This is a genomic window from Serratia sp. OLAL2 (genome assembly GCF_002752475.1).
GTDB classification, from domain to species: domain Bacteria; phylum Pseudomonadota; class Gammaproteobacteria; order Enterobacterales; family Enterobacteriaceae; genus Serratia; species Serratia bockelmannii.
This window is the reverse complement of record NZ_MSTL01000019.1, coordinates 659,052-684,755: the sequence shown is the minus strand read 5'-3', so window position 1 is coordinate 684,755 and position 25,704 is coordinate 659,052. Positions and strand designations below refer to the sequence as shown.

The window sequence follows — 25,704 nt, the reverse complement described above, 5'->3', positions numbered from 1 at the left end:
GCCTGCTCGGCCGGTATCGATGATTAACGGTTATCCAGCTGCGCCCGCACGGCCTTGAGCCCGGCGAAGGTGACGCGATAAGGGCGCCCCTGGCGAGAGAGGATCAGGCGTTTGGTTTTGAGCTTGGTGAAGACGGCCAGCGAGCAGTCGGCCAGGCCGAGCCCTTCGCGGGTGTAGCATTCGACGTGGGTGACGCGACCGGCGTCGTTGCGGGTGAAGGCGATATAGCCGCCTTTGGCCAACACGTGCAGCACGCGTTGTTCCGCTTTGGAAATGTTCATGTTGGGAGATCCTGTAATAACCCCAGATACGCGCATCCCCGCGCAAACGCGCGTCGGATACGTCAGAGTCCCTCGCCATACGGCAAGGAAGCGACTATCGGGTGGTTACAATCTCCAACATACAGGCCTCGGGCAGTGAAAAACGCCAGGGCGGCGTTTAAGCGCAGTTAATGTAGCCAATGGCAGGTTGGCTGTCAATTTGCCGGCAGCGCGGGCCGCCGGCGAAAGGCCAATTAGAAAGGCTTGGTTGGCAGGTATTTGCCGTCCAGGGTGATCACCGCGCGTTCACCACCTTCGGGATCGGCGACCTTCTTGATATCCAGCTTGAAGTTGATGGCGCTGATGATGCCGTCGCCAAACTGCTCGTGCACCAGCGCTTTCAGCGTGGAACCGTAAACCTGCAGCATTTCATAGAAGCGATAAATGGTCGGATCGGTTGGCACGCCGCCGGGAATGCTGCCGCGCAGCGGGATGGTTTGCAGCAGCAGCACCGCTTCTTCGTCCAGCCCCAGCTTGGCCGCTACCGTGCGCGCCGCCGGTTCCGGCAGCGCATGCTGCCCCAGCAGGGCGGCGGTGACAAACGCCAGGCTGAGACCGGTGCCCTCGGCCAGCGCTTCGAACGTCAGATTATGGCGGATCTTGGCGGCCATGATGGTGTCGGTGAGCGCTTCGCGCGGGGCGGTGTTGTGCAGAGAGTGTGTCATGTTGACTCCTTTTGTGGGCTTAAAAACGGGCGATCGCCGGGGTGGCGGTCACCTCGGGATGGGTGGCGAGCGGCACGAAGCGGCGGGTTTCGCCGTCCAGCGCCTCGATAGCGCCGCTGGCGATGTCATAGACCCAGCCGTGCAGCGCCAGGCGACCCTGATCCAGCGCCAGGGCGACGGAAGGGTGCGTTTTGATGTTGTTGAGCTGGGCGATGACGTTTTCGCGCACCATCGATGCGACCCGGGCTGCGTCGGAGGCGTGCGGATAAGCCTGGTTGACCGCCTTGGCGGAATCGGCGTAACGCAGCCAGCCGGCGACCGTCGGCAGGTGATCCAGACACTGGCAGGTGGCGATGGCGGTCATCGCGCCGCAGTCGGAATGGCCGCAGATCACGATGTCTTCTACGCCCAGCGCAGCGACGGCGTACTCGACCGAGGCGGTCACCCCGCCGGGTTCGGGGCCAAAAGAAGGCACGATGTTACCGGCGTTGCGGATCACGAACAGATCGCCCGGCTCGCGCTGGGTGACCAGCTCCGGCACCAGGCGGCTGTCGGAACATGAGATAAACAGGGTGCGCGGGTTTTGGCGGGTCGCCAACTGCTGAAACAGCGCCGTGCGTTCAACAAAGGCTTCGCGCTGGAACTTCAGGAAGCCTTCAATCACCTCTTTCATCCGTTTCTCCATTGGGTGTCGTTATGCGATGGCGGCATGATGAACGCTTCTGGCTATAGGGTCTAAGACCCATTTATAATGCTGGCTATAGGTTTTACTAATAGCTGGGGCGCTATGCTGCTGCGACACATCCGTTATTTTCTGGCCGTTGCCGAACAGGGCAACTTCACCCGCGCCGCCGAAGCGTTGCACGTCTCGCAACCGACGTTGTCCCAGCAGATCAAACAGTTGGAAGACGCACTGGGAGCGCCGTTGTTCGATCGCAGTGGCAGAGCCGTGCGCCTGACCGACGCCGGTGAGGCGTGGATGCGCTATGCGCGGCTGGCGCTGCAGGATTTGGACGCCGGCGCGCGGGCGATCCATGACGTGGCGACGCTGGCGCGCGGCCATTTGCGGCTGGCGATGACGCCAACCTTCACCGCCTATCTGGTGGGGCCGACGATCGATGCGTTCTACCGCCGCTACCCGGGGATTACCCTGAGCATTGAGGAGATGGCGCAAGAGCGGATCGAGGCGCTGCTGGCGCAGGATCGGCTGGACCTGGGGATCGCCTTCGAGATGGCGCAGTCGGCGGAGGTAGAAGCCACGCCGTTGTTCAGCGAGACGCTGGAGCTGATGGTCGGCGCCGATCATCCCCTGGCGGCGCATCGCCGGCCGCTGACGCTGGCGGAGTGGCAACATCTGCCGCTGGCTTTGCTGAGTGGCGACTTCGCCACGCGGCAGTTTATCGATCGCTACTGCACGCAACAGGGGTTTCGGCCGCAGGTGGCGGTAGAGGCCAATGCGCTGGGCGCCATCGTCGAGATCGTGCGGCGCGGGCAGCTTGCCACGCTGCTGCCAGCCGCCATTGCACGCGAGAACCGGCAGTTGAAAAAAGTGGCGTTGGCCAACGCCATGCCGGTGCGACAGGCGGTATGGCTGCAGCGCAAAGGCGCTTACCGCAGCGCCGCCGCGCAGGCGTTTATCGCCGTTTTGCAGCAACAGGGCGTTACGCCAACGCACTCCAGCGTTGCGTCATCCCCAGCAGATGCACCAGCCCGAAGCCGAGGCAAATCAGCGAGCTGACGACGATAAAACGCTGGCTGCGGCCGGTATCGCGCAGGGCGAAGGGGCCGGCGACGCCGCGCAACAGGTAGATGAAGGTAATGATAAACAGCACGGGCCGCAGCAGTGGCAGCGGCGCGATCAGGCCCGCGCCGGAAAGCGCATACAGCGCCCAAATAAACAGCATCAGCGCGATACCGGCGGTGACGACAGCCGGGAACTTTTTACCCGCTTCCGCCGCCTTAATGAAGCGATCGCCGGCGCCGCACAGCCGATAGCCGCGCGGCCCGGCGGCGATCACCCAAATATGCAGCAGGGCGGCGATGGTGCTCAGCGCGGCGCCGATCAGCAGTGCGGTGTTATAGAGGTGTGGCATGGTAAGGCTTCCCTGTCAGAAACGTGATTGGCATGAAGCGTAGACCAGAAAAGACGAATTAACCGAACGCAACAGGGAAGAGGAGCAAGTGATGAGAGTGGCGACAGGCATGCTGAGCGTATTGGCGCTGTGGAGCGGGTTGGCGATGGCGCAATCTGCAGCGCTGACGCTGCCGCGGGAGGATGGTTCGAGTATTCATTACTATCTGGACGCTGCGGTGCCCGGGCAATCGTCGGCGGCGCTGTTGGTGATCCTGCAAGGTTCGGATTGCAACAGCGTGCGGCATATCCGCCTGGTCACGCCGATGCGGCAGGTGTTACCCGCCGCAGACCTGCTGACGGTGGAGAAATACGGCATCGACGACACCTTGCCGTACCGCGAAGAGGTGCCGCGGCAGGATTGCCCGGACGCTTTCGTGCAGCATGATACGCCGCAGCGGCGGGTGAGCGATGTCACCCAGGTGCTGCAGGCGGTGAGTGCGCGCAACGGCTATCAAAAGGTCGCGGTGCTGGGGGGCAGCGAAGGGGCGGTGATCGCCAATCTGGTGACGGCCTCCTCGGGCCTGGTTGACGCCACCCTCGCGTTCAGCGGCGGCGGACGCTGGTTTATTGACGATGTGCGCCACAGCGTGGCCGACGCGCCAAAAGAAGAGAAAGCCGGGCTGAACGCATTTTTACAACAGGTGCTGACGGCGCCGCCGTTCCCCCTGAACGCCAGCGATCATGGCTATGCCTGGTGGCATGGCATGCTGAACATCGATCAGCTTGCCTCCCTGCGCAGCATCAAGACGCCGGTGCTGATCGTGCAGGGTGACCAGGATCGCGCCGTTTCGCCGGGGGCGGTCGGGAAAATGATCGCCGAGCTGCGGGCCGACGGCAAAACGAATATCACTTACCTGAATTATCCGGCTTTAGACCATGTGATGCGGCGCGAAAATGGCGAGAGTGAAATGACGCGGGTGCTGGCGGATATGCGCGCGTGGCTGGAGCAGCAGCTGCACTGAGCGTCGGTATTAGGACAAACTATGTAATAATTGACGCGAGTTTCTTGGGACTGAGTGATCTGCTGCTCAATTGAACACAATGTTATTTAATCAGGGCTTCCGTCGTGTATTTTTTTAACCGCAAACCTGAAAATGAAATACCCTAAGAAAATTCCAGCTATGGAGGTCGCAACCCACAGATACTTAAAACTGTCGTCGGAATAAAACATGAACCAGACAATGGCTAACAGCGAGAGGGCCACAACGCCGCACCCAATGCCCTGAATAATTCTGGATAAAGCCGCCAGCATAAAGTTCTTCATACGTTAACCTTTGCAAAAAAGTACTGACAAATTTGGCTGAATTTCTTTCGATCTTTTTCCCAAACCGAGACGGCATCCTCGAATGGTCGGACTTTGTTTTCTAACAGAAAGTACAGCAGATCGAGGTTTCCCAGGCGTCTGAGTTGATCATACATCCGTGAGTTTCTTGCCCTCAAGTCGCGTGATGTATAGACAGAGCGCGATATGCTTGCCCCAGCGGTGAGAATTGAGCCAACGGCAACACCGGAGACAAGCCGTGGGATGATTTGTTTAGAGAATATATATCCCATGTTTGCGGTGGCTAACTGATTAAAGGCGAATTTGCCGATGAGTTTGCCTGATGTTCTTATGGTCATGTCCTTAACATCTTCAAACTTGACCTTACTGGCGAAGTTTTCGATGAAGATATGAGCCACTTTCTCGATGCTTGCTTTATTGGCCAGGCCTGACTTGATGAGTCTGATAAATCGCTCTTTATCTTGCGAGTTTAACCATCTGTTTTCAGTATCAATATAGTCGTAGCCCAGGTAGTAGAAATCGACCGGTACGCTGATAAAACCTTGTGCAAACCCGCGCACTGAATTGCTGTCAATGTTTACGGCATCCGCCATGTCGTTGGCTATCTGCTTTACGCTTTTCATAGAAATCCTTTTCAATATGAACCGCCGAATCTAGCAGACTTTTTGTACGCAAGCCAATGCCCACCGGCAAACGGCACCAGCCTGACGCTCAAAATGTCACCGAAACTTCCCGCGATCTCTGCACCCCGTTGTGGCATAATGCGCGCCAAATCACATTCCCTATGTATAAAGAGCGAGCGCTGTGTTAAGCACTAACAACATCACCATGCAGTTCGGCAGTAAGCCGTTGTTTGAAAACATCTCTGTTAAATTCGGCGGCGGCAACCGTTACGGCCTGATCGGCGCCAACGGCTGCGGCAAGTCCACCTTTATGAAAATCCTCGGCGGCGATCTGGTGCCGAGCGGCGGCAACGTGTTCCTCGATCCGAACGAGCGCCTGGGTAAACTGCGTCAGGATCAGTTCGCCTTCGAGCAGTACAGCGTGCTGGACACCGTGATCATGGGTCACACCGAACTGTGGGCGGTGAAGGAAGAGCGCGACCGCATCTACGCATTGGCGGAGATGAGCGAAGAAGACGGCTATAAAGTAGCCGACCTGGAAGTGGCCTACGGCGAAATGGACGGTTATACCGCCGAAGCGCGTGCCGGCGAACTGCTGCTTGGCGTGGGCATTCCGGTGGAACAGCACTATGGCCCGATGAGCGAAATCGCGCCGGGCTTCAAGCTGCGTGTGTTGCTGGCGCAGGCGCTGTTCTCCGATCCGGAAATCCTGCTGCTCGACGAACCGACCAACAACCTGGACATCGACACCATTCGTTGGCTGGAGCAGGTGCTGAACGAACGCAACAGCACCATGATCATCATCTCGCACGACCGTCACTTCCTGAACATGGTCTGCACCCACATGGCGGATCTGGACTACGGCGAGCTGCGCGTCTACCCGGGCAACTACGACGAATACATGACCGCCGCCACCCAGGCGCGTGAGCGTTTGATGGCGGACAACGCTAAGAAGAAAGCGCAGATCAGCGAGCTGCAATCGTTCGTCAGCCGCTTTAGCGCCAACGCCTCCAAATCCAAGCAGGCCACGTCGCGCGCCCGCCAGATCGACAAGATCCAGCTGGAAGAGGTGAAAGCCTCCAGCCGCCAGAACCCGTTCATCCGTTTCGAGCAGGACAAAAAGCTGTTCCGTAACGCATTGGAAGTGGAAGCGCTCACCAAGGGCTTCGACGAAGGCCCGCTGTTCAACAAGCTGAACCTGATGGTGGAAGTGGGCGAGAAGGTCGCGGTGCTGGGTGCCAACGGCATCGGTAAAACCACCCTGCTGAAAACGCTGGTGGGCGACGCGCAGCCGGACAGCGGCACCGTGAAGTGGTCGGAAAATGCCCGTATCGGTTATTACGCGCAGGATCACGAATACGAGTTCGACGACACCCTGACCGTGTTCGACTGGATGAGCCAGTGGAAGCAGGAAAAAGACGACGAGCAGGCGGTGCGCAGTGTGCTGGGCCGTTTGCTGTTCAGCCAGGACGACATCAAGAAGCGCGTGAAGGTGCTGTCCGGTGGTGAGAAGGGCCGCATGCTGTTCGGCAAGCTGATGATGCAGCGCCCGAATATTCTGGTGATGGACGAACCGACCAACCACCTGGATATGGAATCCATCGAATCGCTGAACATGGCGCTGGAGATGTACGAAGGCACGCTGATCTTCGTCTCCCACGACCGTGAGTTCGTCAGCTCGCTGGCGACCCGGATTCTGGAAATCACCCCGAACAAGGTGATCGACTTTACCGGCAACTACGAAGACTATCTGCGCAGCCAGGGCATCGTGTAACCCTCGCGGTAACGCATCAGGGCGGGAATTATCCCGCCCTTTTTTTATCCGTCACGCCCCGCCGCACACTTCGCAGTGCGGATCCTTCGGCAGCTTCATCTCGCGGAACTGCATGCTCATCGCATCGAACATCAACAGCTTGCCGCGCAGCGGCTGACCATAGTCGGCCAGCAGCTTGATGGCTTCCATCGTCTGCAGGGTGCCGATGGTGCCGACCAGCGGCGCCATCACGCCTGCTTCTACGCAGGTGAGGGCGCTGTCGCCGAACAGCCGGCTCAGGCAGCGGTAGCAGGGCTCGCCCGGCTGATAGGTGAATACGCTGAGCTGGCCTTCCATACGGATCGCTGCGCCGGAAACCAGCGGCTTGCGCTGTGCGTGGCACAGGCGATTCAGGGCGTCGCGCGCCGCCACGTTGTCGGTGCAGTCGAGCACCAGATCGCAGGCGGCGATCTCTGCCGCGATCGCGTCATCTTCCAGACGGCCGTCGATGGCGTCGATGCGAATATGCGGATTGATGGCGCTCAGTTCCTGCCTGGCGGAGGCGACTTTGCTCTGGCCGATGCGATCGTCGCGGTGCAGGATCTGGCGCTGCAGGTTGGAGAGCGAGACGGTGTCGAAATCCACTAGCACCAGATGGCCGACGCCGGCCGCCGCCAGATATGGCGCAGCGGCGCAGCCCAGCCCGCCCAGCCCGGCGATCAGCACGCGGGCGGCCTTCAGCTTCTCCTGGCCGTCGAAGTCAAAGCCGCGCAGTACGATCTGGCGGTTGTAGCGCAGCGCTTCGGCGTCGGTCAATTCCGGCAGCATATTCAGCTCCTCAGCAGGGCGTTGAACGGCTCGATCTCCACCGTTTCACCCACCGCCACCGAACCGCGTTCGCGTTCCAGCACGATGAAACAGTTGCCTTGGCTGTAGGAGCTGAAGACGTGCGAGCCCTGGTGGCCGGTAGTGCTGACCTCCAGTTCACCCGTGGCGTTGCTGCTGAACACCCCGCGCTGGAAATCGAGGCGGCCCGGCGATTTCTTCAGCGGGGTTAGCGCGCATGCGCGCAGGCGGGGCGGCAGGCGCCAATCGCTGTGGCCGGCCAGTTTCGCCAGCAGCGGTTGCACCAGTTGGTAGAAGGTCAGGGCGGCGGAAACCGGGTTGCCCGGCAGGCCGCAGAACCAGGCGTGGCCCAGTTTGCCGAAGGCGAACGGTTTGCCGGGTTTGATCGCCAGCTTCCAGAAGCTGACCTGGCCCAGTTCGTCGAGCATCTGTTTGGTGTAGTCGGCCTCGCCGACCGAGACGCCGCCGCTGCTGATCACTACGTCGGCCTGGCTGTCCGCCTGTGTGAAGGCGTCGCGCAGCGCATCGCGATCGTCGCGGATAATGCCGAGATCGAGCACTTCACAGCCCATCTGCTCCAGCATCAGGCGCACCGCGAAGCGGTTGGTATCATAGATTTGGCCCGCCTGCAGCGGCTGGCCGACCGGCTGCAGTTCGTCGCCGGTGGAGAACACCGCGACCTTCAGCTTACGCATTACCTGCACTTCGGCGACGCCGAGCGAAGCCAGCAGCGGCAGCTGCGCGGCGCCCAGCTTCACGCCGGCTGGCAACACGCTCGCGCCTTGGCGAATGTCTTCACCCGCCAAACGGATATTCTGGCCGGCTTCAACCGGTGCGGTAAAACGCACGCCCTGGTCGCTCACTTCGGCCTGCTCCTGCATGATCACCGCGTCCGCCCCGGCCGGGATCGGCGCGCCGGTCATGATGCGCACGCAGCTGTTGGCCGGCCATTCGCCGTCGAACGGCGAGCCGGCGAAGGCTTTCCCGGCGACCGGCAGCGGCGCATTGGCCGCCAGATCGGCGAGGCGCACCGCATAGCCGTCCATCGCCGAGTTGGCGAACGGCGGCACGTCGAGCGGCGAGACCGCCGGCGCGGCGGTGATGCGGCCGGCGGCGGCGGTCAGGGCGACGGATTCGGTCTGCTGCAGCGGGGCGATCTGCCCGAGCATTTTTTCCAGCGCTTGCTCCAGGGAGATGAGATCGGAAGTATGGCAATGATCCATAAGGGGAACTCCGTAATCAGGGTGCGCATTGATAGCGACAAAGTGCGGGTATTATGGCAGAGAACGCCGGGGGGGAGAACGGGTTATGCCCGCCATCTTTCGCACTGCGCCGGAAGCGCGAACGGGTATAAACTGGGTAAAACAGAGGAGAATCATGATGCATAAACAGGTTATCGAGTTCTGGTTCGACGAGATCGAACCGGTGATGTGGTTCAAAAAGGACGACGATTTCGATCGTCTGCTGCACAGCCGTTTCGGCGAAATCTGGCGGGCGGCGGCGGCGGGGGAGCTGGCGCACTGGCGCGACACCATCGAAGGACGCCTGGCGGAGGTGATCGTGCTCGATCAGTTCAGCCGCAACCTGTTCCGCGGCACGCCGCAGTCGTTTGCCTGCGACGGCATGGCGCTGGTCCTGGCGCAGGAGGCGATCCGCAGCGGCGAGTGCGAACGGCTGAGCCGCGAGCAGCGAGGTTTTCTCTATCTGCCGTTCATGCATTCGGAATCGCCGCTGATCCACCAGCAGGCGCTGGTGCTGTATACCGAGCTCAATAACGGTGACCAGTTGGAGTTCGAGCTGCGGCATAAGGCGATCATCGATCGTTTCGGCCGCTACCCGCATCGCAATGCGATATTGGGGCGCACCAGCACGCCGGAAGAAGAGGCCTTTTTACAGCAGCCAGGATCGGGTTTTTAATCGTTGGATTATCTGCGCCCGGCCGGGTAAAAACAGCAGGCCGGGCGCCGCAATAAGCGTGACTCAGCGCGAACGTTTATTTCATTACGCTCTACCGCTATTTCCTCTCGCGAAATTACCAATAATCCCGGCCGCACTACCAGCGGTTTACTGCTTTTTATAACCTGCTGTTTTTATTCCAATAAGCTATTTCAAGGTGCGAAATGGTCTAAGCGCGCTACGCTAAAAGCGGGGTGTGGACGTTATGCTGTACTTCCACTGTAGGACTAAATAGAGTCGAAAAAGACTGAATAATAATGATACCGCGCTCAGCTTATTCGCTGCGCAACGGCGGGATTAACACAGGGTGTCAGGCAAATGAGCAAACCAGTGATTGCCATTCATGGCGGCGCGGGCGCAATTACCCGGGCGGCGCTGAGTGCGGAAAAAGAACGGCAGTATATCCAGGCGCTGTCCGAGATCGTGGCCGCCGGGCAGGCGGTATTGGCACAGGGCGGCAGCGCGCTGGATGCGGTGACCGAAGCGGTGCGGCTGCTCGAAGAGTGCCCGCTGTTCAACGCCGGCAAAGGCTCGGTGTTTACCCATCAGGGCACCCACGAACTGGATGCCTGCGTGATGGACGGCCGCACCTGCGACGCCGGCGCTGTCGCCGGCGTCAGCCATATCCGCAACCCGGTGCTGGCGGCGCGCGCGGTGCTGGAAAACAGCGAACACGTGCTGTTTGCCGCCGAAGGCGCCGAGAAGTTTGCCGCCGCCCACGGCCTGGAAATGGTTACTCCCGACTTCTTCTTTACCCAAGAACGCTTTGATCAGCTGCACCGCGCCCAGGCGGAGCAGGGCCGGGTATTGCTCGATCACGACGGCGCGGCACAGGCCGGCGATCCGCTCGATCCCGATCGCAAATTCGGCACCGTCGGCGCGGTGGCGCTGGATGCGCTGGGCAACCTTGCCGCCGCCACCTCCACCGGCGGCATGACCAACAAGCAGGCAGGGCGAGTGGGCGACACGCCGATTATCGGCGCCGGTTGCTATGCCAACAACGCCACCGTGGCGGTCTCCAGCACCGGCACCGGCGAGATCTTCATGCGCGGCGTGGCGGCCTATGACGTCTCCGCCCTGATCGAATACGGCGGCCTCAGCCTGCAGGCGGCCAGCGATCGGGTGGTGATGGAGAAGCTGCCTGCACTGGGTGGCAGCGGCGGCATGATCGCCGTCGATCGCCACGGCAATATCGCGCTGCCGTTTAACTGCGAGGGGATGTATCGCGGTTTTGGTTATGTCGGCGATGCGCCGTCCGTCGGGATTTATCGCTAAGCGTTCACCGGGAGGGTGTATGACCGACGTTTCATTCCGGCCCGCCGGCGACGGGTTGTCATTGCCGCCGCAGCGGGTGCTGACGGTGCGCGATCTGAGCATCCGTTTTCCTCAAGCGGACGGCGCCGTGGAAGCGGTGCGCAACCTGTCGTTCGATCTCGATCGCGGCGAGACGCTGGCGATCGTCGGTGAGTCCGGCTCTGGCAAATCGGTGACTTCACTGGGACTGATGCGGCTGGTGGAGCAGGGCGGTGGGCGCATCGTCAGCGGCGCCATGACGCTGCGCCGGCGCGACGGCGCGTTGCTCGAGCTGGCGCATGCCTCGCAGAGCACGCTGCGCACGGTGCGCGGCGCCGACATGGCGATGATCTTCCAGGAGCCGATGACCTCGCTCAACCCGGTATTTCCGGTCGGCGAGCAGATCGCCGAATCGCTGCGCCTGCATCAGGGCATGGACCACCGCAGCGCGCGTCAGGAGGCGCTGCGCATACTCGATCTGGTGCGCATTCCTGAGGCCAAAGAGGTGCTGGGGCGTTACCCGCATCAGCTTTCCGGCGGCATGCGCCAGCGGGTGATGATCGCTATGGCGCTCTCTTGCAAGCCGGCGTTGCTGATTGCCGATGAACCCACTACCGCCCTCGACGTCACCATTCAGGCGCAGATCCTGCAGCTGATCCGCGTGCTGCAACAGGAGATGCAGATGGGGGTGATCTTCATCACTCACGACATGGGCGTGGTGGCAGAGATAGCCGACCGGGTGCTGGTGATGCGCCGCGGCGAGCAGGTGGAACAGAATCGGGTGCGTGAATTATTCGCCGCGCCGCAACAAGCCTATACCCGGGCGCTGCTGGCGGCGGTGCCGAAGCTGGGGGAGATGGCCGATCGGCCGCTGCCGGCGAAGTTTCCGCTGGCGGATGGCGAGGGGGATACGGCGCCGCAGGATACCGTGCCGCCAGACGCTGCGCCGATCCTGCGGGTGGAGCATCTGGTCACGCGTTTTGATCTGCGCGGCGGGTTGTTCAATCGGGTCACTCGCCGGGTGCACGCGGTAGAAAACGTCAGTTTCGATCTTTACCCTGGCGAGACGCTGGGGCTGGTGGGCGAGTCCGGCTGCGGTAAGTCCACCACCGGGCGCGCTTTGCTGAAGCTGGTGGACAGCCAGAGCGGCACCATCACCTTCGCCGGGCGGCGGATAGACCAATTGAAGGGGTCGGCGCTGCAGCATCTGCGGCGCGATATTCAGTTCATCTTTCAAGATCCTTACGCCTCGCTCGATCCGCGCCTGACGGTTGGTTTCTCCATCATGGAGCCGCTGTTGGTGCACAACGTGATGCGCGGCCGTGAGGCGGAACGGCGGGTGGCCTGGCTGCTGGAACGCGTCGGTCTGCAGCCGGAGCATGCGCGCCGCTATCCGCACGAATTTTCCGGCGGCCAGCGCCAACGCATCTGCATCGCGCGCGCGCTGGCGCTGAACCCGAAAGTGGTGATCGCCGATGAAGCGGTCTCGGCGCTGGACGTGTCGATTCAGGCGCAGATCGTCAATCTGCTGCTCGATCTGCAGCGTGAGTTCGGCATCGCTTTTCTGTTCATTTCACACGACATGGCGGTGGTGGAGCGTATCAGCCACCGGGTGGCGGTGATGTACCTCGGGCAAATTGTCGAGATCGGCCCGCGGCAGGCGGTATTCGACAATCCGCAGCACCCCTATACCCGCAAGTTGATGGCGGCGGTGCCGGTAGCCGATCCCGCTCATGCCCACAAACGGCAGCCGCTGCCGGCCGATGAGATCCCGAGCCCAGTGCGCGCACTGGGCGATGAACCCGTTACCGCACCGCTGGTGCAGGTTGGCGCCGGGCACTTTGTCGCCCGCCACCCGATCGCCGGTGCTTTTTAAAGACCTCAGGAGAGACAAGCGACATGAAGCACACATTCAAACGCAATGCGCTGTTGGCCGCCATACTGCTGGCGGCGGGAACCGGCCCGGTTTGGGCGGCGAAGGACGCGGTGATTGCCGTGGCGTCCAATTTCACCACTCTTGATCCTTACGACGCCAACGACACGCTGTCGCAGGCGGTGGCCAAGTCTTTCTATCAGGGGTTGTTCGGCTTCGACAAGGACATGAAGCTGGTGAACGTGCTGGCGGACAGCTATGAGGTCAGCAAAGACGGCCTGACCTATACCGTCAAACTGCGTCAGGGCATTAAATTCCACGACGGCACCGCGTTCAACGCCGAGGCGGTGAAGGCCAACCTCGATCGCGCCAGTAACCCGGACAGCCACCTCAAGCGCTACAACCTGTTCAAGATGATCGACAAAACCGAGGCGGTGGACGCCAATACGGTGAAGATCGTGCTGAAGGCGCCGTTCTCGGCGTTCGTCAACAATCTGGCGCACCCGGCGGCGGCGATCATCTCCCCGGCGGCGCTGAAGCAATACGGCAAAGAGATCGGTTTCCACCCGGTCGGCACCGGGCCGTATCAGTTCGTGACCTGGAACCAGACCGATTTCGTCAAGGTGAAGAAGTTCGACGGCTACTGGCAGCCGGGGCTGCCGAAGCTCGACAGCATCACCTGGCGCCCGGTGGTGGATAACAACACCCGCGCGGCGATGCTGCAGACCGGCGAGGCGACCTTCGCCTTCCCGATCCCTTACGAGCAGGCCAAGGTGCTGGAGGGCAACGCCAAGCTGGACGTGGTGGCTGCGCCGTCGATCCTGCAGCGTTACATCAGCATGAACGTCACTCAAAAGCCGTTCGACAACCCGAAGGTGCGCCAGGCGCTCAACTACGCGATTAACAAGGACGCGCTGATCAAGGTGGCGTTCGCCGGTTATGCGGTGCCGGCGGAAGGGCCGGTGCCGCCGGCCATCGATTTCGCCGCCCGCTACAAGCCGTGGCCGTACGATCCGGCCAAGGCGCGCGAGCTGTTGAAAGAGGCCGGCTACCCGAACGGCTTCACCACCACGCTGTGGTCGTCCCACAACCACAGCACCGCGCAGAAAGTGCTGCAGTTCACCCAACAGCAGCTGGCGCAGGTGGGGGTGAAAGTGACGGTGACGGCGATGGATGCCGGGCAGCGCGCGGCGCAGGTGGAGAGCGTCGGGGTGAAAGACACCGGCGTGCGGCTGTTCTACACCGGCTGGTCGGCCTCGACCGGGGAAGCGGACTGGGCGCTGTCGCCGCTGTTCTCCACCCAGGCGGCGCCGCCGAAGCAGTTCAACACCGCGTTCTACAGCAACCCGCAGGTGGACAAGGATCTGACCGACGCGCTGGCGACCACCGATCGCGCCGAGAAGCAGAAACTGTATCAGGACGCACAGGATCGCATCTGGGCCGACGCGCCCTGGATCTTCCTGGCGACCGAACGTCTGTTGTCGGCCAACAGCAAACAGCTGAGCGGCTTCTACGTGATGCCGGATACCTCGTTCAACTTTGATAACGCCGATCTGAAATAAGGCGCCCATCCCCGCCTGCGGCCAGACGGCGGCAGGTGGGGGAAGGAATGAGATGCTCAATTATTTTCTGAAACGACTGCTGGGCCTGATCCCGACGCTGCTGATCGTGGCGGTGCTGGTGTTCCTGTTCGTCCACCTGCTGCCGGGCGATCCGGCGCGGCTGGCGGCGGGGCCGGAGGCCGACGAGGCGGTGGTGCAGCTGGTGCGCAAGGATCTGGGGTTGGATAAGCCGCTGCCGCAGCAGTTCGCGCACTTTTTCGTCAACGCGCTGCGGGGCGACTTCGGCATCTCGATGGTGTCCAAGCGCCCGGTGAGCGAAGAGATCGCCTCGCGCTTTATGCCGACCTTCTGGCTGACCGTCGCCAGCATGCTGTGGGCGGTAGCGTTCGGCCTGGCGATCGGCGTGGTGTCGGCGGTGTGGCGTAACCGTTGGCCGGATCGTCTCGGCATGACGCTGGCGGTATCGGGGATCTCGTTCCCGGCCTTTGCGCTCGGCATGCTGCTGATGCAGGTGTTCTCGGTCGAGCTGGGGTGGCTGCCGACGGTGGGCGCCGACAGCTGGCGGCACTACATTCTGCCTTCTATCACCTTGGGGGCGGCGGTGGCGGCGGTGATGGCGCGTTTTACCCGCGCTTCGTTCGTCGAGGTGTTGCAGGAGGACTACATGCGCACCGCGCGCGCCAAGGGCGTTCGGGAAAGCGTGGTGGTGATGAAGCACGGCCTGCGCAACGCGATGATCCCGGTAGTGACCATGATGGGGCTGCAGTTCGGCTTCCTGCTCGGCGGTTCGATCGTGGTGGAGAAGGTGTTCAACTGGCCGGGGCTGGGGCGCTTGCTGGTGGACTCGGTGGAGATGCGCGATTACCCGGTGATCCAGGCCGAGGTGCTGCTGTTCTCGCTGGAGTTCATCCTGATCAACCTGCTGGTGGATATGTTGTACGCGGCGATCAACCCGGCGATTCGTTACCAATGAGGAGGCGGCATGATTAAGCATTGGCGGCGCAACGCCGCACTGAAGGCGATGCCGCTTATCGACCCCAACGCGGTACGCACGCCGTGGGGCGAGTTTTGGCGGCGTTTTCGCCGCCAGCGGGCGGCCCTGGTCGCCGGCCTGTTGGTGCTGCTGCTGATTGCGGCGGCGCTGCTGGCGCCTTATCTGGCGCCGTTCGATGCGGAAAACTATTTCGATTACGACCGGCTGAACGAAGGGCCTTCGCTGATGCACTGGCTGGGGGTGGATTCCCTCGGACGCGATATTTTCAGCCGCATCCTGATGGGCGCGCGCATTTCGCTGGCGGCCGGGGTGTTCTCGGTGCTGGCGGGCGGGGCGATCGGCACCCTGCTGGGGCTGCTGGCCGGTTACTATGAAGGCTGGTGGGATCGCCTCACCATGCGCGTCTGCGACGTGCTGTTCGCGTTTCCCGGCATTTTGCTGGCGATCGGCGTGGTGGCGATCATGGGCAGCGGCATGGCCAACGTGATCGTCGCGGTGGCGATCTTTAGCATTCCGGCCTTCGCCCGCCTGGTGCGCGGCAATACGCTGGTGCTGAAGCACCTGACCTATATCGAGTCGGCGCGCAGCATCGGCGCCTCGGACTGGACCATCATCCTGCGGCACATCCTGCCAGGCACCCTGTCTTCGATCGTGGTCTATTTCACCCTGCGCATCGGCACCTCGATCATCACCGCCGCCAGCCTGTCGTTTTTGGGCCTGGGCGCCCAGCCGCCGACGCCGGAGTGGGGGGCGATGCTCAACGAAGCGCGCGCCGATATGGTGATCGCGCCGCACGTGGCGATCTTCCCCAGCCTGGCGATATTCATCACCGTGCTGGCGTTCAACCTGTTGGGTGACGGATTGCGCGACGCGCTCGATCCGAAATTGAAGGGGTGAGGGCATCGCTGAATTGGCATACCCCTGTTTTACGAGTATAATTGATGAAAATTTGACCCGTGTATATTACAGGGATGAGGTATGGATATGGCAAATAGCAATGTGACGAAAAAGACCGTCAACGTAACCATCGATCGCGATCTTTTCCAGCGCGCAAAATCCCTGGGCGTCAATGTGTCATCCGTATTGACGGACGCATTGAGCGTCCGCGTCAGGGATATTGAGATTCAACAGTGGCGCGAGCAAAATCGCGCGGCGTTAGAAGAACTTAATCGTATCACTGAAGAAAATGGTTTGTTGTCTGATGAATATCGGACATTTTAAATATGCAATTTACCGTATATGACAATACGTATCCGGCATCAGCCTATCCCTACTTACTGGACGTTCAAAGCGATCTTATTGATGTCCTCTCGACCCGGTTAATGATCCCCCTTTATGCTTTGGATAACGTCAGGGTTAAAATTTCTGCACGTTTATGCCCGGAGATTGAGGTCAACGGCGAAAAGTTTCTTGTTATGACGCATGAGATGGCTGCCATACGTATTTCGCAGATTGGGAAGGCCGTTGGTAATGTCAATGAGCACAGGAATCAAATTAAAGCCGCTATCGATTTTCTGATTGATGGCTTTTGAATAAATCCGGACGGGTTAATAACCGCCCGGATTTTTTTATTAGCGGAACAGGTGCTCGGCGTGGAAGCGCAGGTGATCTTCCACGAAGGTGGCGATGGTGAAGTAGCTGTGATCGTACCCCGGCTGAATGCGCAGCGTCAGCGGCCAGTCGCGCTGGCGCGCCAGCTCGGCCAGCCGCGCCGGCTGCAGCTGATCGGCCAGGAACTGGTCGTCATCGCCCTGGTCGATCAGGACCGGCATTTTTTCCGCGCCGCTGGCCAGCAGATGGCAGCTGTCGTACTGCAGCCACTGGCTCTCGTCGCTGCCCAGATAGGCGGTGAACGCCTTGCGGCCCCACGGCACCTGGCACGGGTTGACGATCGGCGCGAACGCCGATACCGAGCGGAAGCGCTGCGGATTGCGAAATGCCATCATCAGCGCGCCGTGGCCGCCCATCGAGTGGCCGAAGATCGACTGACGATCGCTGACGCTGAAGTGCTGTTCGATCAGCGCCGGCAGTTCGGCGCTGATGTAGTCGTACATGCGGAAGTGGCGATCCCACGGCGCCTGGGTGGCGTTCAGGTAGAACCCGGCGCCCTGGCCCAGATCGTAACCTTCGTCGTTCGGCACCTCGTCACCGCGCGGGCTGGTGTCCGGCATCACCAGCACCAGGCCCAGCTCGGCGGCGATGCGCTGCGCGCCGGCTTTCAACGTGAAGTTCTCGTCGTTGCAGGTCAGCCCCGACAGCCAGTACAGCACCGGCGGCGGGTTGTCATCGCGCGGCGGCGGCAGGTAGATGCTGAATGTCATGTTGCAATTCAGGCTCTGCGCCGCGTGGCGATAACGCTGTTGCCAGCCGCCGAACATGCGGTGCTCTTCGAGAAGTTCCAATGACAGCGTCATCTCTGCCTCCTGGCTTATTTGTCGAAGTGGATGACGGAACGGATCGATTTGCCTTCGTGCATCAAATCGAACGCTTCGTTGATCTGCTCCAGCCCCATGGTGTGGGTGATAAAGTCGTTCAGCGCGAATTCGCCGTCCAGATAGCGCTCGACGATGCCCGGCAGCTGCGAACGGCCCTTGACGCCGCCGAATGCCGAGCCGCGCCAGACGCGGCCGGTGACCAGCTGGAACGGCCGGGTCGAGATTTCTTCGCCGGCGCCCGCGACGCCGATGATCACCGATTCACCCCAGCCCTTGTGGCAGCACTCCAACGCGGAACGCATCACGTTGACGTTGCCGATGCACTCGAAGGAGAAGTCGACGCCGCCGTCGGTCAGCTCGACGATCACGTCCTGAATCGGTTTGTCATAGTCTTTCGGGTTGATCAGATCGGTAGCGCCCAGCTTGCGCGCCAGATCGAACTTGCTGGTGTTGATGTCGATGCCGATGATGCGGCCCGCGCCGGCAATCTGCGCGCCGATGATCGCCGACAGGCCGATGCCGCCCAGGCCGAAGATCGCCACGGTGTCGCCCGGCTGCACTTTGGCGGTGTTCATCACCGCACCCATGCCGGTGGTGACGCCACAGCCCAGCAGGCACACTTCTTCCAGCGGCGCTTCCTTGTTGATTTTCGCCAGTGAAATCTCCGGCACCACGGTGTATTCGGAGAAGGTGGAAGTGCCCATGTAGTGGAAGATCGGCTTGCCGTCCTTGAAGAAGCGGGTGGTGCCGTCCGGCATCAGGCCTTTACCCTGGGTGGCGCGGATCGCCTGGCACAGGTTGGTCTTGCCGGATTTACAGAATTTGCACTCGCCGCACTCCGGGGTGTAGAGCGGGATCACGTGATCGCCGACCGCCACGCTGGTGACGCCTTCACCGACCGCTTCCACCACGCCGCCGCCCTCGTGGCCGAGGATTGCCGGGAACACGCCTTCCGGATCTTTGCCGGACAGGGTGTAGGCGTCGGTGTGACAAACGCCGGTGGCGACGATCCGCACCAGTACTTCGCCTTTTTGCGGTGGCATCAGCTCGACTTCTTCGATCTTCAGCGGCTGGTTCGGGCCCCAGGCAACGGCGGCGCGGGTTTTGATCATCTCCATCATAGTCTCCTCAGTGGTTTTCTTTTTAAATCAGGCGATATCGACAACGTCTGATAAATCGTTGGGGGTGCTTTCATCAACAGCGGCGGTCTCCGTCTGTTCAATAATCAATTCTTTCAACGCGCGCACGTTCGGCCCGAACGCGTCGCGGCGCCACAGCAGCCAGGTGGCGGTGTCGGCCACGTCCGGCGGCAGGGTGTGAACCCGGACCCGCTCATGGCCCGGCAGCAGGCTGAGCACCGAATGCGGGATCATCGCCAGCCCGGCGCCGCTGGCGACGCAGGCCAGCATGGCGTGATAGGACTGGATCTCCATGATCTGCCCCGGCCGTGCGCCTTCGCGCTTGAACCAGGCCTCCAGCCGCAGGCGATAGGAGCAGCTGGCGCGAAAGGCGAACAGCGTTTCGCCGTTGGCGTCTTTGGCGCTGTGGATCGGCGCGTGATCGAGACAGGAGATCACTACCATATGTTCAGGATAGGCGATGCAGCCGTTCAGCTCGTCATAGGGCACCGGGCCGTCGACCAGCGCCGCCGCCAGCGTGCCGGCGCGCACCCGATCGGCGATTTCGCCGGAGGTGCCGGTAGTCAGCGACAGAGACACCTGCGAGAAACGCTGGTGGTAAGCCGCCAGCAGCGAGGGCAGGCGGGTGGCGGCGGTGCTCTCCATCGAGCCGAGGGCGAAGTTGCCCGCCGGTTCGCCGGCGTGGGTGATGCTCATCGCCTCGTCGCTCAGCGCCAGGATGCGGTTGGCGTAGCACAGAAAGTTATGGCCCATCGGCGACAGGCGCAGGCGCTGTTTTTCGCGGATAAACAGATCGGCGCCCAGCTCCTGCTCAAGCTGGCGCAGCCGGGTGGTCAGGTTCGACGGCACGCGGTGCAGCTGCTCGGCGGCGCGGGCGACCGAGCCGGTTTCCGCTACGCAGCAGAACATGCGAAGCTGGGTCAGATCCATAATATTCTCGTTTCGTGATGAACTTGATAACTATTATTCAGTTTTTGTGAGTTTAATACTGCGGCATGATACTGGCAACTTTCTTTTAACCTTTTGGATACCGGTATGGCTTTACGTATTGCCTTGAGCGGTTTTGCCGCGCTGATCGTCGCGATGGGCATTGGCCGCTTCGCTTTCACCCCGCAGGTGCCGCTGATGATCGCGGAACATCAGTTCAGCCTCACCGGCGCCGGGCTGGTGGCGGCGATCAACTATTTGGGCTACCTGTGCGGCGCCTACGACGCGATGCGCGCCACGCGCCACGTCGAGCGGCGCCTGTGGCTGGGCGTATGGGGCGCGATGGCGCTGACGCTGCTGTCGGCGCTGGCGCAGGATGCATGGACGCACGGCGCGCTGCGCTTCGTCATCGGCTGGGCCAGCGGCTGGGCGATGGTGCTGGTGGCGGCCTGGACCAACGAGCGGTTGGCGCACTACGGCCGGCCGGCGCTGAGCGCGGCGGTATTCGCCGGGCCGGGCGCCGGCATCTTCCTTAGCGGCATGCTGGCGGTGGGCATCAACGCGCTGGGGCTGACGGCGGCGCAGGCCTGGCTGGTGTATGGCGGGCTGGCGCTGGTGCTGGTCGGGGGGATTAGCGCCTTTCTGCCGCGCAGCGGCGAGCTGCATCGCCCGGACGTGGCCCCGGAGCCGCTGCTGCTGACGCCGGCGCTCAAACGCCTGGTGTGGAGCTATAGCCTGGCCGGCTTCGGCTACATCCTGCCGGCGACCTTTTTGTCGCAGATGGCGGCGGCGCGCTTTCCCGCCAGCCTGTTCGCGCAGTTTGTCTGGCCGGTGTTCGGTGGTGCGGCGGTGCTGGGGATTGTCATCGGCATTCTGACCCGCCATCGGCTAACTACCCAGACCCGGTTGGCGATCACGCTGTGGATACAGGCGTTGGGCGTGCTGAGCGCCGAAGCGGTGCCGGGCGTGGCCGGCCTGGCGCTCGGGGCGGTGCTGACCGGCGGCGGCTTCCTCTGCGTGGTGCAGCTCGCCCTTCAGCACGGCCGTGAACTGGCGCCGCGCCATGCGCGCTACATGGCTGGATTGCTGACCACCGGTTATGCGATCGGCCAACTGGTCGGGCCGATGCTGTCGGCGCTGTCGACCGCCATGATTCATCGGCTGGAGCCGGCGCTGTACGTGGCGGTGGCGGCGCTGTTGGTGGCCGGTGCGCTGGTAGTGAATACCCCGGCGCGGCGATTGGCGCAAAAAACGGCGATGCGCTGATTAAAATCCATACAAAAAAAGCGGGATCCCGCAGCCGGTCTGATTGTGCTAAATGCGAATATTTCACCTGCGGATGAAGCACAATCACTGGATAATCGCCGCGCTCTCATCTACAGTGGGGCAAAATCTTGACCGGGTTCACGTTATCCATCACGAAAACTCTGCCGTCACGAGAGCAAGCAATTCGCCGGCCGCACGCCCTACCAGGCCGCCGGCGGGTTCCGTCCGCAGGAGAACAAATACATGACATCATTAAGTAAAGAAGCCGCGCTGGTGCATGCGGCACTGGAAGAGCGTGGTCTGGAGACACCGCTGCGCGGGGAAGTGCTGGATCGCGAAACGCGCAAGCGTCGCATCAAAGAGCACATGACTGAAATCATGCAGCTGCTGAATCTCGATTTGTCTGACGACAGCCTGGCGGAAACGCCGCATCGCATCGCCAAAATGTATGTCGACGAGATCTTCTCCGGGCTGGACTACGCCAACTTCCCGAAAATCACCGTCATCGAGAACAAGATGAAAGTGGATGAGATGGTGACGGTGCGCGATATCACGCTGACCAGCACCTGCGAGCACCACTTCGTCACCATCGACGGCAAGGCTACCGTGGCCTATATCCCGAAAGACTCTGTGATCGGTCTGTCGAAGATCAACCGCATCGTGCAGTTCTTCTCCCAGCGTCCGCAGGTGCAAGAGCGTCTGACCCAGCAGATCCTGGTCGCGCTGCAGACCCTGCTCGGTACCAATAACGTGGCGGTATCGATCGACGCGGTCCATTATTGTGTCAAGGCGCGCGGCATTCGCGACGCGACCAGCGCCACCACCACCACCTCGTTGGGGGGGCTGTTCAAGTCCAGCCAGAATACCCGCCAGGAGTTCCTGCGCGCGGTGCGTCATCACCAGGGGTGATGGCGTTGCGGGGCGACTCGCAATAGCATAACAGGCGCCTGCGGGCGCCTTTTTCATGAGCGGAAGACAGCGATAAAAAATGAACAGTCATCCTCTGCCGCGCATCGCTACGCTGGACTGCGTGCGCGGCATCGCCATCCTCGGCATCTTATTGCTGAACATCAGCGCCTTCGGCTTGCCGAAGGCCGCCTATCTCAACCCGGCCTATTTGGGGATGCCGTCGTCGCGCGATGCCTGGACCTGGGCGCTGCTGGATCTCTTCGCCCAGGCCAAGTTCCTGGCGATGTTCGCGCTGTTGTTCGGCGCCGGGTTGCAAATGCTGCTGCGGCGCGGCAAAAGCTGGATCCGCGCGAGGCTGTCGTGGTTGGTGCTGTTCGGCCTCGCGCACGCCATCTTCCTGTGGGACGGCGATATTCTGCTGGCCTACGGGCTGATCGGCCTGGTGTGCTGGCGCATGATCCGCGAGGCCAAAGAAACTTTCCAGCTGCTGAAAACCGGCGTGGTGCTCTACCTGATCGGCGTGGCGGTGCTGCTGCTGCTCGGTTTTATCTCGCACGGTGAACCGGGCAGCTTCTGGCAGCCGGGCGTGGCGGAGTTGCAGTACGAGAAGTTCTGGAAGCTGCAGGGCGGTTTCGAAGCCTGGCGCAGCCGCGCTGATCTGCTCTCGTCCAGCCTGCTGGCCATCGGCGCGCAGTATGGCTGGGAGCTGGCGGGGCTGATGCTATTCGGCGCCGGGCTGATGCGCAGCGGCTGGCTGCGCGGCAGCTACTCATCCGGCTATTACCTGAGGCAGGCGGCGTGGCTGCTGCCGCTTTCGGTGCTGATCCAGCTGCCGGCGGTGGCGCTGCAATGGCAGGTGCAGTGGGACTATCGCTGGAGCGGTTTCCTGCTGCAGGTGCCGCGTGAGCTGGGCGCCCCGCTGCAGGCGATGGGCTATCTGGCGCTGTGTTACGGTTTCTGGCCCGCACTGTCGCGCCTGCGCATCGCCCACTGGCTGAGCCAGGTGGGGCGCATGGCGCTGAGCAACTACCTGCTGCAAACGCTGATCTGCACCACGTTGTTTTATCGCTTCGGTCTCTATGAGCAGTTCGACCGGCTGCAGCTGTTGGCGTTCGTGCCGCTGGTCTGGCTGGCCAACCTGGCGTTTTCCGTACTGTGGCTGCGTTATTTCGCTCAGGGGCCGATGGAGTGGCTGTGGCGCAAGCTGACGCAGCTGGCCGCCGGCGAAGCGGAGCCCAAAACGCTGAAATGAGTGCCCATCGGCAGGTTAAAAAAATGTATGTAAACGTTTTCTTTCCTGTGACGTAATTCACGCGAGCAGCGGGCCAATCGGGGTAGGATAGCGCCACCGGCCACTACCCCGATTTCAGGATCCCGCATGCCTCCAGTTCATCCGATCACCATTCGCGACGTGGCGAAACGCGCCGGGGTCTCCGTGGCGACCGTCTCCCGCGTGTTGAACCACAGCGCGCTGACCAGCAAGGAGACGCGCGAGCAGGTGCTGCAGGCGGTGGCGGATCTGGGCTATCGCCCCAACGCCAACGCGCAGGCGCTGGCGACCCAAAGCAGCGATACCCTGGGCGTGGTGGTGATGGACGTCTCCGATCCGTTCTTCGGCGCGCTGGTGAAAGCGGTTGACACGGTGGCGCAGAAACACCACAAATACCTGCTGATCGGCAACAGCTATCATCAGGCGGACAAAGAGCGCCATGCGATCGAAGTGCTGATCCGTCAGCGCTGTAATGCCCTGATTGTTCACGCCAAAGCCCTGAGCGACGCCGAGCTGATCGGCTTTCTGGAGCAGGTGCCGGGCATGGTGCTGATCAATCGGATTATCCCCGGCTATGAGCCACGCTGCGTCGGGCTGGATAACGTCTGCGGCGCGGAAATGGCAATGCGTCTTTTGCTGTCGCAGGGCCATCGGCGCATCGGCTACCTGGGCTCCAATCACCCGATCGAAGACGGGCCGCTACGCCAGCGGGGCTATGCGCAGGCGATGGCCGCCGCCGGGCTGGCCACGCCGGACAACTGGCGCGCGTACGGTTCGCCGGATCTGCAGGGCGGCGAGGCGGCGATGGTGGAACTGCTGGGGCGTAATCTACAGCTGAGCGCGGTGTTCGCTTACAACGACGCCATGGCCGCCGGCGCCATGGCGGTGCTGAAAGAAAACGGTATCACGGTACCGCAGCATTTCTCGCTGATCGGCTTCGACGACATTCCCATCGCGCGTTACACCAGCCCCAAACTCACCACGGTGCGTTACCCGATCGTTTCGATGGCCACGCTGGCCACCGAGCTAGCATTGCAGGGCGCAGCAGGCCTGGCGGAGCCGCAGGCCGCTCATCTGTTCATGCCGACGCTGGTGCGGCGCCATTCTGTCGCCCCCTGGCAAAGTGAGGCGACGGTCACTCTCTGACGATTTAATCCTGTGTAACCGTTTTCAATCTGTGAGAAAATTCACAGAATATTAACATCACGCCGTCTATGCTCTAGGCGTTTTCCGGCGCAAAGGCCCTTGCCGCTGCAACCTTTATCTCGCGCTGACACAGCATTTCTCGGAAATAACAAGATCCACGGACGACAGGTGTTGAGTGGAAATCGCCTGGCCTGGGGTGTGCGCACTGCCGGTGACCATTGGCTCAAAGACGAGTAATACCCTACACAGAACCGGAGACTGACAATGAATAAGAAGGTTTTCACCCTGGCCGCCATGGCCGCAGCCATGATGTTTGGCGCCGCAGCCCATGCTGATACCCGTATTGGCGTCACGATTTACAAATACGACGACAACTTCATGTCGGTGGTGCGCAAGGCGATCGAGAAAGATGCCAAGGCTTCGCCGGACGTCACTCTGCTGATGAATGACTCGCAGAACGACCAGTCCAAACAGAACGATCAGATCGACGTGCTGCTGGCCAAGGGCGTGAAAGCGCTGGCGATCAACCTGGTCGACCCGGCCGCGGCACCGGTGGTTATCGATAAGGCGCGCGCAAACGATATCCCGGTGGTGTTCTACAACAAAGAACCTTCCCGCAAGGCGTTGGACAGCTATGACAAGGCATATTACGTCGGCACCGACTCCAAAGAGTCCGGCGTGATCCAGGGCGAGCTGATCGCCAAACACTGGCAAGCCAACCCGGCCTGGGATCTGAACAAAGACGGCCAGATCCAGTTCGTGCTGCTGAAGGGCGAACCGGGCCACCCGGATGCCGAAGCGCGCACTACCTACGTGGTGAAGACGCTGAACGAAAAAGGCATCAAGACCCAGCAGCTGCAGATGGATACCGCGATGTGGGATACCGCGCAGGCGAAAGACAAGATGGACGCCTGGCTCTCCGGCCCGAATGCCAACAAGATTGAAGTGGTGATCGCCAACAACGACGCCATGGCGATGGGCGCGGTGGAAGCGCTGAAAGCGCACAACAAGACCAGTATCCCGGTGTTCGGCGTCGATGCGCTGCCTGAAGCGCTGGCGCTGGTGAAATCCGGCGCGATGGCGGGCACGGTGCTGAACGACGCCGACAACCAGGCGAAAGCCACCTTCGAGCTCGCGAAAAACCTGGCGGCAGGCAAACCGGCCACCGAAGGCACCCAATATAAAGTCGAAAATAAAGTCGTGCGTATCCCTTACGTCGGCGTAGATAAAGACAACCTGTCTCAGTTCGTTAAATAAGAATTGAGATCCCGCTAAGACCCCGCCTGCGGCGCCAACACCAGGGATACCGCC

The 25,704-nt window shown here is 61.5% G+C and carries 27 protein-coding genes; 16 read left to right on the top strand and 11 right to left on the bottom strand.

Going from position 1 to position 25,704, the window contains the following annotated elements; translation table 11 throughout:
• Positions 1–23: 23 nt before the first annotated feature.
• The 3 genes from BVU99_RS20580 to BVU99_RS20570 form a co-directional block, all read right to left on the bottom strand.
• Positions 24–281, bottom strand: a complete 258-nt coding sequence (locus BVU99_RS20580) for a YjhX family toxin (protein ID WP_004939031.1) — start codon at positions 279–281, stop codon at positions 24–26.
• Positions 282–514: 233 nt separating this feature from the next.
• Positions 515–985: a cyanase gene (cynS, locus tag BVU99_RS20575; RefSeq protein ID WP_049203430.1), complete on the bottom strand. Its 471-nt coding sequence runs from the start codon at positions 983–985 to the stop codon at positions 515–517.
• 19 nt (positions 986–1,004) lie between these two features.
• Positions 1,005–1,658: a carbonic anhydrase gene (locus tag BVU99_RS20570; RefSeq protein WP_049203432.1), complete on the bottom strand. Its 654-nt coding sequence runs from the start codon at positions 1,656–1,658 to the stop codon at positions 1,005–1,007.
• 114 nt (positions 1,659–1,772) lie between these two features.
• Between BVU99_RS20570 and cynR the strand changes: the two genes are divergently transcribed.
• On the top strand, positions 1,773–2,723 hold the full coding sequence (gene cynR / locus BVU99_RS20565; RefSeq protein WP_049295267.1) for a transcriptional regulator CynR: 951 nt from the start codon (positions 1,773–1,775) through the stop codon (positions 2,721–2,723).
• Here cynR and BVU99_RS20560 read toward each other — a convergent pair.
• The gene (locus tag BVU99_RS20560) at positions 2,647–3,078 is read right to left on the bottom strand and encodes a hypothetical protein (RefSeq protein WP_025302130.1); all 432 of its coding nucleotides are present in this window, start codon (positions 3,076–3,078) and stop codon (positions 2,647–2,649) included. The two genes, cynR and BVU99_RS20560, sit on opposite strands and share 77 nt — an antisense overlap.
• 91 nt (positions 3,079–3,169) lie before the next feature.
• On the opposite strand from BVU99_RS20560, the gene BVU99_RS20555 reads away from it, so the two are divergent.
• A complete protein-coding gene (locus tag BVU99_RS20555) occupies positions 3,170–4,081 on the top strand; it encodes a prolyl oligopeptidase family serine peptidase (protein WP_072070332.1) in 912 nt (303 codons plus the stop codon).
• A gap of 86 nt (positions 4,082–4,167) precedes the next feature.
• On the opposite strand, the gene BVU99_RS20550 is transcribed toward BVU99_RS20555, so the two are convergent.
• Positions 4,168–4,383 (bottom strand): hypothetical protein, encoded by a 216-nt coding sequence (locus tag BVU99_RS20550; protein ID WP_025302132.1) that lies wholly within the window; start codon positions 4,381–4,383, stop codon positions 4,168–4,170.
• Positions 4,380–5,024: a hypothetical protein gene (locus BVU99_RS20545; RefSeq protein WP_049295268.1), complete on the bottom strand. Its 645-nt coding sequence runs from the start codon at positions 5,022–5,024 to the stop codon at positions 4,380–4,382. The genes BVU99_RS20550 and BVU99_RS20545 overlap by 4 nt, the downstream gene beginning before the upstream one ends.
• A 181-nt stretch (positions 5,025–5,205) precedes the next feature.
• On the opposite strand from BVU99_RS20545, the gene BVU99_RS20540 reads away from it, so the two are divergent.
• The gene (locus BVU99_RS20540; RefSeq protein ID WP_025302134.1) at positions 5,206–6,798 is read left to right on the top strand and encodes an ABC-F family ATPase; all 1,593 of its coding nucleotides are present in this window, start codon (positions 5,206–5,208) and stop codon (positions 6,796–6,798) included.
• A 51-nt stretch (positions 6,799–6,849) separates the two neighbouring features.
• On the opposite strand, the gene moeB is transcribed toward BVU99_RS20540, so the two are convergent.
• Together moeB and moeA are read right to left on the bottom strand one after the other, a co-directional pair.
• The gene (gene moeB / locus BVU99_RS20535) at positions 6,850–7,605 is read right to left on the bottom strand and encodes a molybdopterin-synthase adenylyltransferase MoeB (protein WP_099817588.1); all 756 of its coding nucleotides are present in this window, start codon (positions 7,603–7,605) and stop codon (positions 6,850–6,852) included.
• Between the two features lie 2 nt (positions 7,606–7,607).
• The gene (gene moeA / locus BVU99_RS20530) at positions 7,608–8,846 is read right to left on the bottom strand and encodes a molybdopterin molybdotransferase MoeA (RefSeq protein ID WP_060447545.1); all 1,239 of its coding nucleotides are present in this window, start codon (positions 8,844–8,846) and stop codon (positions 7,608–7,610) included.
• Positions 8,847–9,003: 157 nt separating this feature from the next.
• On the opposite strand from moeA, the gene BVU99_RS20525 reads away from it, so the two are divergent.
• The 8 genes from BVU99_RS20525 (at position 9,004) to BVU99_RS20490 (ending at position 16,833) form a co-directional block, all read left to right on the top strand.
• Positions 9,004–9,540, top strand: coding sequence for a DUF924 family protein (locus tag BVU99_RS20525; protein ID WP_038629078.1), 537 nt, complete (start codon positions 9,004–9,006; stop codon positions 9,538–9,540).
• Between the two features lie 357 nt (positions 9,541–9,897).
• Positions 9,898–10,854: an isoaspartyl peptidase/L-asparaginase gene (locus BVU99_RS20520; RefSeq protein ID WP_025302138.1), complete on the top strand. Its 957-nt coding sequence runs from the start codon at positions 9,898–9,900 to the stop codon at positions 10,852–10,854.
• Positions 10,855–10,873: 19 nt separating this feature from the next.
• On the top strand, positions 10,874–12,748 hold the full coding sequence (locus tag BVU99_RS20515; protein ID WP_099817589.1) for a dipeptide ABC transporter ATP-binding protein: 1,875 nt from the start codon (positions 10,874–10,876) through the stop codon (positions 12,746–12,748).
• 23 nt (positions 12,749–12,771) lie between these two features.
• Positions 12,772–14,307 carry a glutathione ABC transporter substrate-binding protein GsiB gene (gene gsiB / locus BVU99_RS20510; RefSeq protein ID WP_025302140.1) on the top strand — a complete coding sequence of 512 codons (1,536 nt, stop codon included), beginning with the start codon at positions 12,772–12,774 and terminating at the stop codon, positions 14,305–14,307.
• 52 nt (positions 14,308–14,359) lie between these two features.
• Positions 14,360–15,280, top strand: a complete 921-nt coding sequence (gsiC, locus tag BVU99_RS20505) for a glutathione ABC transporter permease GsiC (protein WP_025302141.1) — start codon at positions 14,360–14,362, stop codon at positions 15,278–15,280.
• Positions 15,281–15,289: 9 nt separating this feature from the next.
• The gene (gsiD, locus tag BVU99_RS20500) at positions 15,290–16,198 is read left to right on the top strand and encodes a glutathione ABC transporter permease GsiD (RefSeq protein ID WP_169540348.1); all 909 of its coding nucleotides are present in this window, start codon (positions 15,290–15,292) and stop codon (positions 16,196–16,198) included.
• Positions 16,199–16,285: 87 nt separating this feature from the next.
• Entirely contained in the window at positions 16,286–16,522 is a 237-nt protein-coding gene (locus BVU99_RS20495) for a type II toxin-antitoxin system CcdA family antitoxin (RefSeq protein ID WP_025302143.1), read from the top strand.
• Positions 16,523–16,524: 2 nt separating this feature from the next.
• Complete coding sequence (locus BVU99_RS20490; protein WP_049208872.1) at positions 16,525–16,833, top strand: CcdB family protein; 309 nt, start codon at positions 16,525–16,527, stop codon at positions 16,831–16,833.
• Positions 16,834–16,872: 39 nt separating this feature from the next.
• Here BVU99_RS20490 and fghA read toward each other — a convergent pair whose 3' ends face one another.
• The 3 genes from fghA to BVU99_RS20475 are packed head-to-tail and all read right to left on the bottom strand — an operon-like array spanning position 16,873 to position 19,805.
• On the bottom strand, positions 16,873–17,715 hold the full coding sequence (fghA, locus tag BVU99_RS20485) for an S-formylglutathione hydrolase (protein ID WP_015377214.1): 843 nt from the start codon (positions 17,713–17,715) through the stop codon (positions 16,873–16,875).
• A 14-nt stretch (positions 17,716–17,729) separates the two neighbouring features.
• The gene (locus BVU99_RS20480) at positions 17,730–18,854 is read right to left on the bottom strand and encodes an S-(hydroxymethyl)glutathione dehydrogenase/class III alcohol dehydrogenase (protein WP_168186806.1); all 1,125 of its coding nucleotides are present in this window, start codon (positions 18,852–18,854) and stop codon (positions 17,730–17,732) included.
• A 30-nt stretch (positions 18,855–18,884) separates the two neighbouring features.
• A complete protein-coding gene (locus tag BVU99_RS20475) occupies positions 18,885–19,805 on the bottom strand; it encodes a LysR family transcriptional regulator (RefSeq protein WP_016928453.1) in 921 nt (306 codons plus the stop codon).
• A gap of 105 nt (positions 19,806–19,910) precedes the next feature.
• Between BVU99_RS20475 and BVU99_RS20470 the strand changes: the two genes are divergently transcribed.
• The 5 genes from BVU99_RS20470 to mglB all read left to right on the top strand — a co-directional run bounded on the left by BVU99_RS20470 (position 19,911) and on the right by mglB (position 25,650).
• Positions 19,911–21,068, top strand: a complete 1,158-nt coding sequence (locus BVU99_RS20470) for a YbfB/YjiJ family MFS transporter (RefSeq protein ID WP_099817590.1) — start codon at positions 19,911–19,913, stop codon at positions 21,066–21,068.
• 243 nt (positions 21,069–21,311) lie between these two features.
• Positions 21,312–21,977 (top strand): GTP cyclohydrolase I FolE, encoded by a 666-nt coding sequence (gene folE, locus BVU99_RS20465; RefSeq protein WP_004938969.1) that lies wholly within the window; start codon positions 21,312–21,314, stop codon positions 21,975–21,977.
• A 79-nt stretch (positions 21,978–22,056) separates the two neighbouring features.
• Positions 22,057–23,229 carry a DUF418 domain-containing protein YeiB gene (gene yeiB, locus BVU99_RS20460; RefSeq protein WP_049208870.1) on the top strand — a complete coding sequence of 391 codons (1,173 nt, stop codon included), beginning with the start codon at positions 22,057–22,059 and terminating at the stop codon, positions 23,227–23,229.
• Positions 23,230–23,355: 126 nt separating this feature from the next.
• Positions 23,356–24,393: an HTH-type transcriptional regulator GalS gene (gene galS, locus BVU99_RS20455; RefSeq protein WP_025302148.1), complete on the top strand. Its 1,038-nt coding sequence runs from the start codon at positions 23,356–23,358 to the stop codon at positions 24,391–24,393.
• Positions 24,394–24,657: 264 nt separating this feature from the next.
• Positions 24,658–25,650: a galactose/glucose ABC transporter substrate-binding protein MglB gene (mglB, locus tag BVU99_RS20450; protein ID WP_025302149.1), complete on the top strand. Its 993-nt coding sequence runs from the start codon at positions 24,658–24,660 to the stop codon at positions 25,648–25,650.
• Positions 25,651–25,704: the final 54 nt, after the last annotated feature.

Excerpts from the sequence above, each read along its gene's own strand:
- BVU99_RS20555 (WP_072070332.1), top strand. The coding sequence starts at position 3,170 with ATGAGAGTGGCGACAGGCATGCTGAGCGTATTGGCGCTGTGGAGCGGG.
- BVU99_RS20490 (WP_049208872.1), top strand. The coding sequence starts at position 16,525 with ATGCAATTTACCGTATATGACAATACGTATCCGGCATCAGCCTATCCC.
- fghA (WP_015377214.1), bottom strand. The coding sequence starts at position 17,715 with ATGACGCTGTCATTGGAACTTCTCGAAGAGCACCGCATGTTCGGCGGC.
- gsiC (WP_025302141.1), top strand. The coding sequence starts at position 14,360 with ATGCTCAATTATTTTCTGAAACGACTGCTGGGCCTGATCCCGACGCTG.
- BVU99_RS20495 (WP_025302143.1), top strand. The coding sequence starts at position 16,286 with ATGGCAAATAGCAATGTGACGAAAAAGACCGTCAACGTAACCATCGAT.
- folE (WP_004938969.1), top strand. The coding sequence starts at position 21,312 with ATGACATCATTAAGTAAAGAAGCCGCGCTGGTGCATGCGGCACTGGAA.
- moeA (WP_060447545.1), bottom strand. The coding sequence starts at position 8,846 with ATGGATCATTGCCATACTTCCGATCTCATCTCCCTGGAGCAAGCGCTG.
- gsiD (WP_169540348.1), top strand. The coding sequence starts at position 15,290 with ATGATTAAGCATTGGCGGCGCAACGCCGCACTGAAGGCGATGCCGCTT.
- BVU99_RS20580 (WP_004939031.1), bottom strand. The coding sequence starts at position 281 with ATGAACATTTCCAAAGCGGAACAACGCGTGCTGCACGTGTTGGCCAAA.
- BVU99_RS20475 (WP_016928453.1), bottom strand. The coding sequence starts at position 19,805 with ATGGATCTGACCCAGCTTCGCATGTTCTGCTGCGTAGCGGAAACCGGC.
- BVU99_RS20470 (WP_099817590.1), top strand. The coding sequence starts at position 19,911 with ATGGCTTTACGTATTGCCTTGAGCGGTTTTGCCGCGCTGATCGTCGCG.
- gsiB (WP_025302140.1), top strand. The coding sequence starts at position 12,772 with ATGAAGCACACATTCAAACGCAATGCGCTGTTGGCCGCCATACTGCTG.
- moeB (WP_099817588.1), bottom strand. The coding sequence starts at position 7,605 with ATGCTGCCGGAATTGACCGACGCCGAAGCGCTGCGCTACAACCGCCAG.
- galS (WP_025302148.1), top strand. The coding sequence starts at position 23,356 with ATGCCTCCAGTTCATCCGATCACCATTCGCGACGTGGCGAAACGCGCC.
- mglB (WP_025302149.1), top strand. The coding sequence starts at position 24,658 with ATGAATAAGAAGGTTTTCACCCTGGCCGCCATGGCCGCAGCCATGATG.
- yeiB (WP_049208870.1), top strand. The coding sequence starts at position 22,057 with ATGAACAGTCATCCTCTGCCGCGCATCGCTACGCTGGACTGCGTGCGC.
- BVU99_RS20550 (WP_025302132.1), bottom strand. The coding sequence starts at position 4,383 with ATGAAGAACTTTATGCTGGCGGCTTTATCCAGAATTATTCAGGGCATT.
- BVU99_RS20570 (WP_049203432.1), bottom strand. The coding sequence starts at position 1,658 with ATGAAAGAGGTGATTGAAGGCTTCCTGAAGTTCCAGCGCGAAGCCTTT.
- cynR (WP_049295267.1), top strand. The coding sequence starts at position 1,773 with ATGCTGCTGCGACACATCCGTTATTTTCTGGCCGTTGCCGAACAGGGC.
- cynS (WP_049203430.1), bottom strand. The coding sequence starts at position 985 with ATGACACACTCTCTGCACAACACCGCCCCGCGCGAAGCGCTCACCGAC.
- BVU99_RS20545 (WP_049295268.1), bottom strand. The coding sequence starts at position 5,024 with ATGAAAAGCGTAAAGCAGATAGCCAACGACATGGCGGATGCCGTAAAC.
- BVU99_RS20525 (WP_038629078.1), top strand. The coding sequence starts at position 9,004 with ATGCATAAACAGGTTATCGAGTTCTGGTTCGACGAGATCGAACCGGTG.
- BVU99_RS20560 (WP_025302130.1), bottom strand. The coding sequence starts at position 3,078 with ATGCCACACCTCTATAACACCGCACTGCTGATCGGCGCCGCGCTGAGC.
- BVU99_RS20515 (WP_099817589.1), top strand. The coding sequence starts at position 10,874 with ATGACCGACGTTTCATTCCGGCCCGCCGGCGACGGGTTGTCATTGCCG.
- BVU99_RS20520 (WP_025302138.1), top strand. The coding sequence starts at position 9,898 with ATGAGCAAACCAGTGATTGCCATTCATGGCGGCGCGGGCGCAATTACC.
- BVU99_RS20480 (WP_168186806.1), bottom strand. The coding sequence starts at position 18,854 with ATGGAGATGATCAAAACCCGCGCCGCCGTTGCCTGGGGCCCGAACCAG.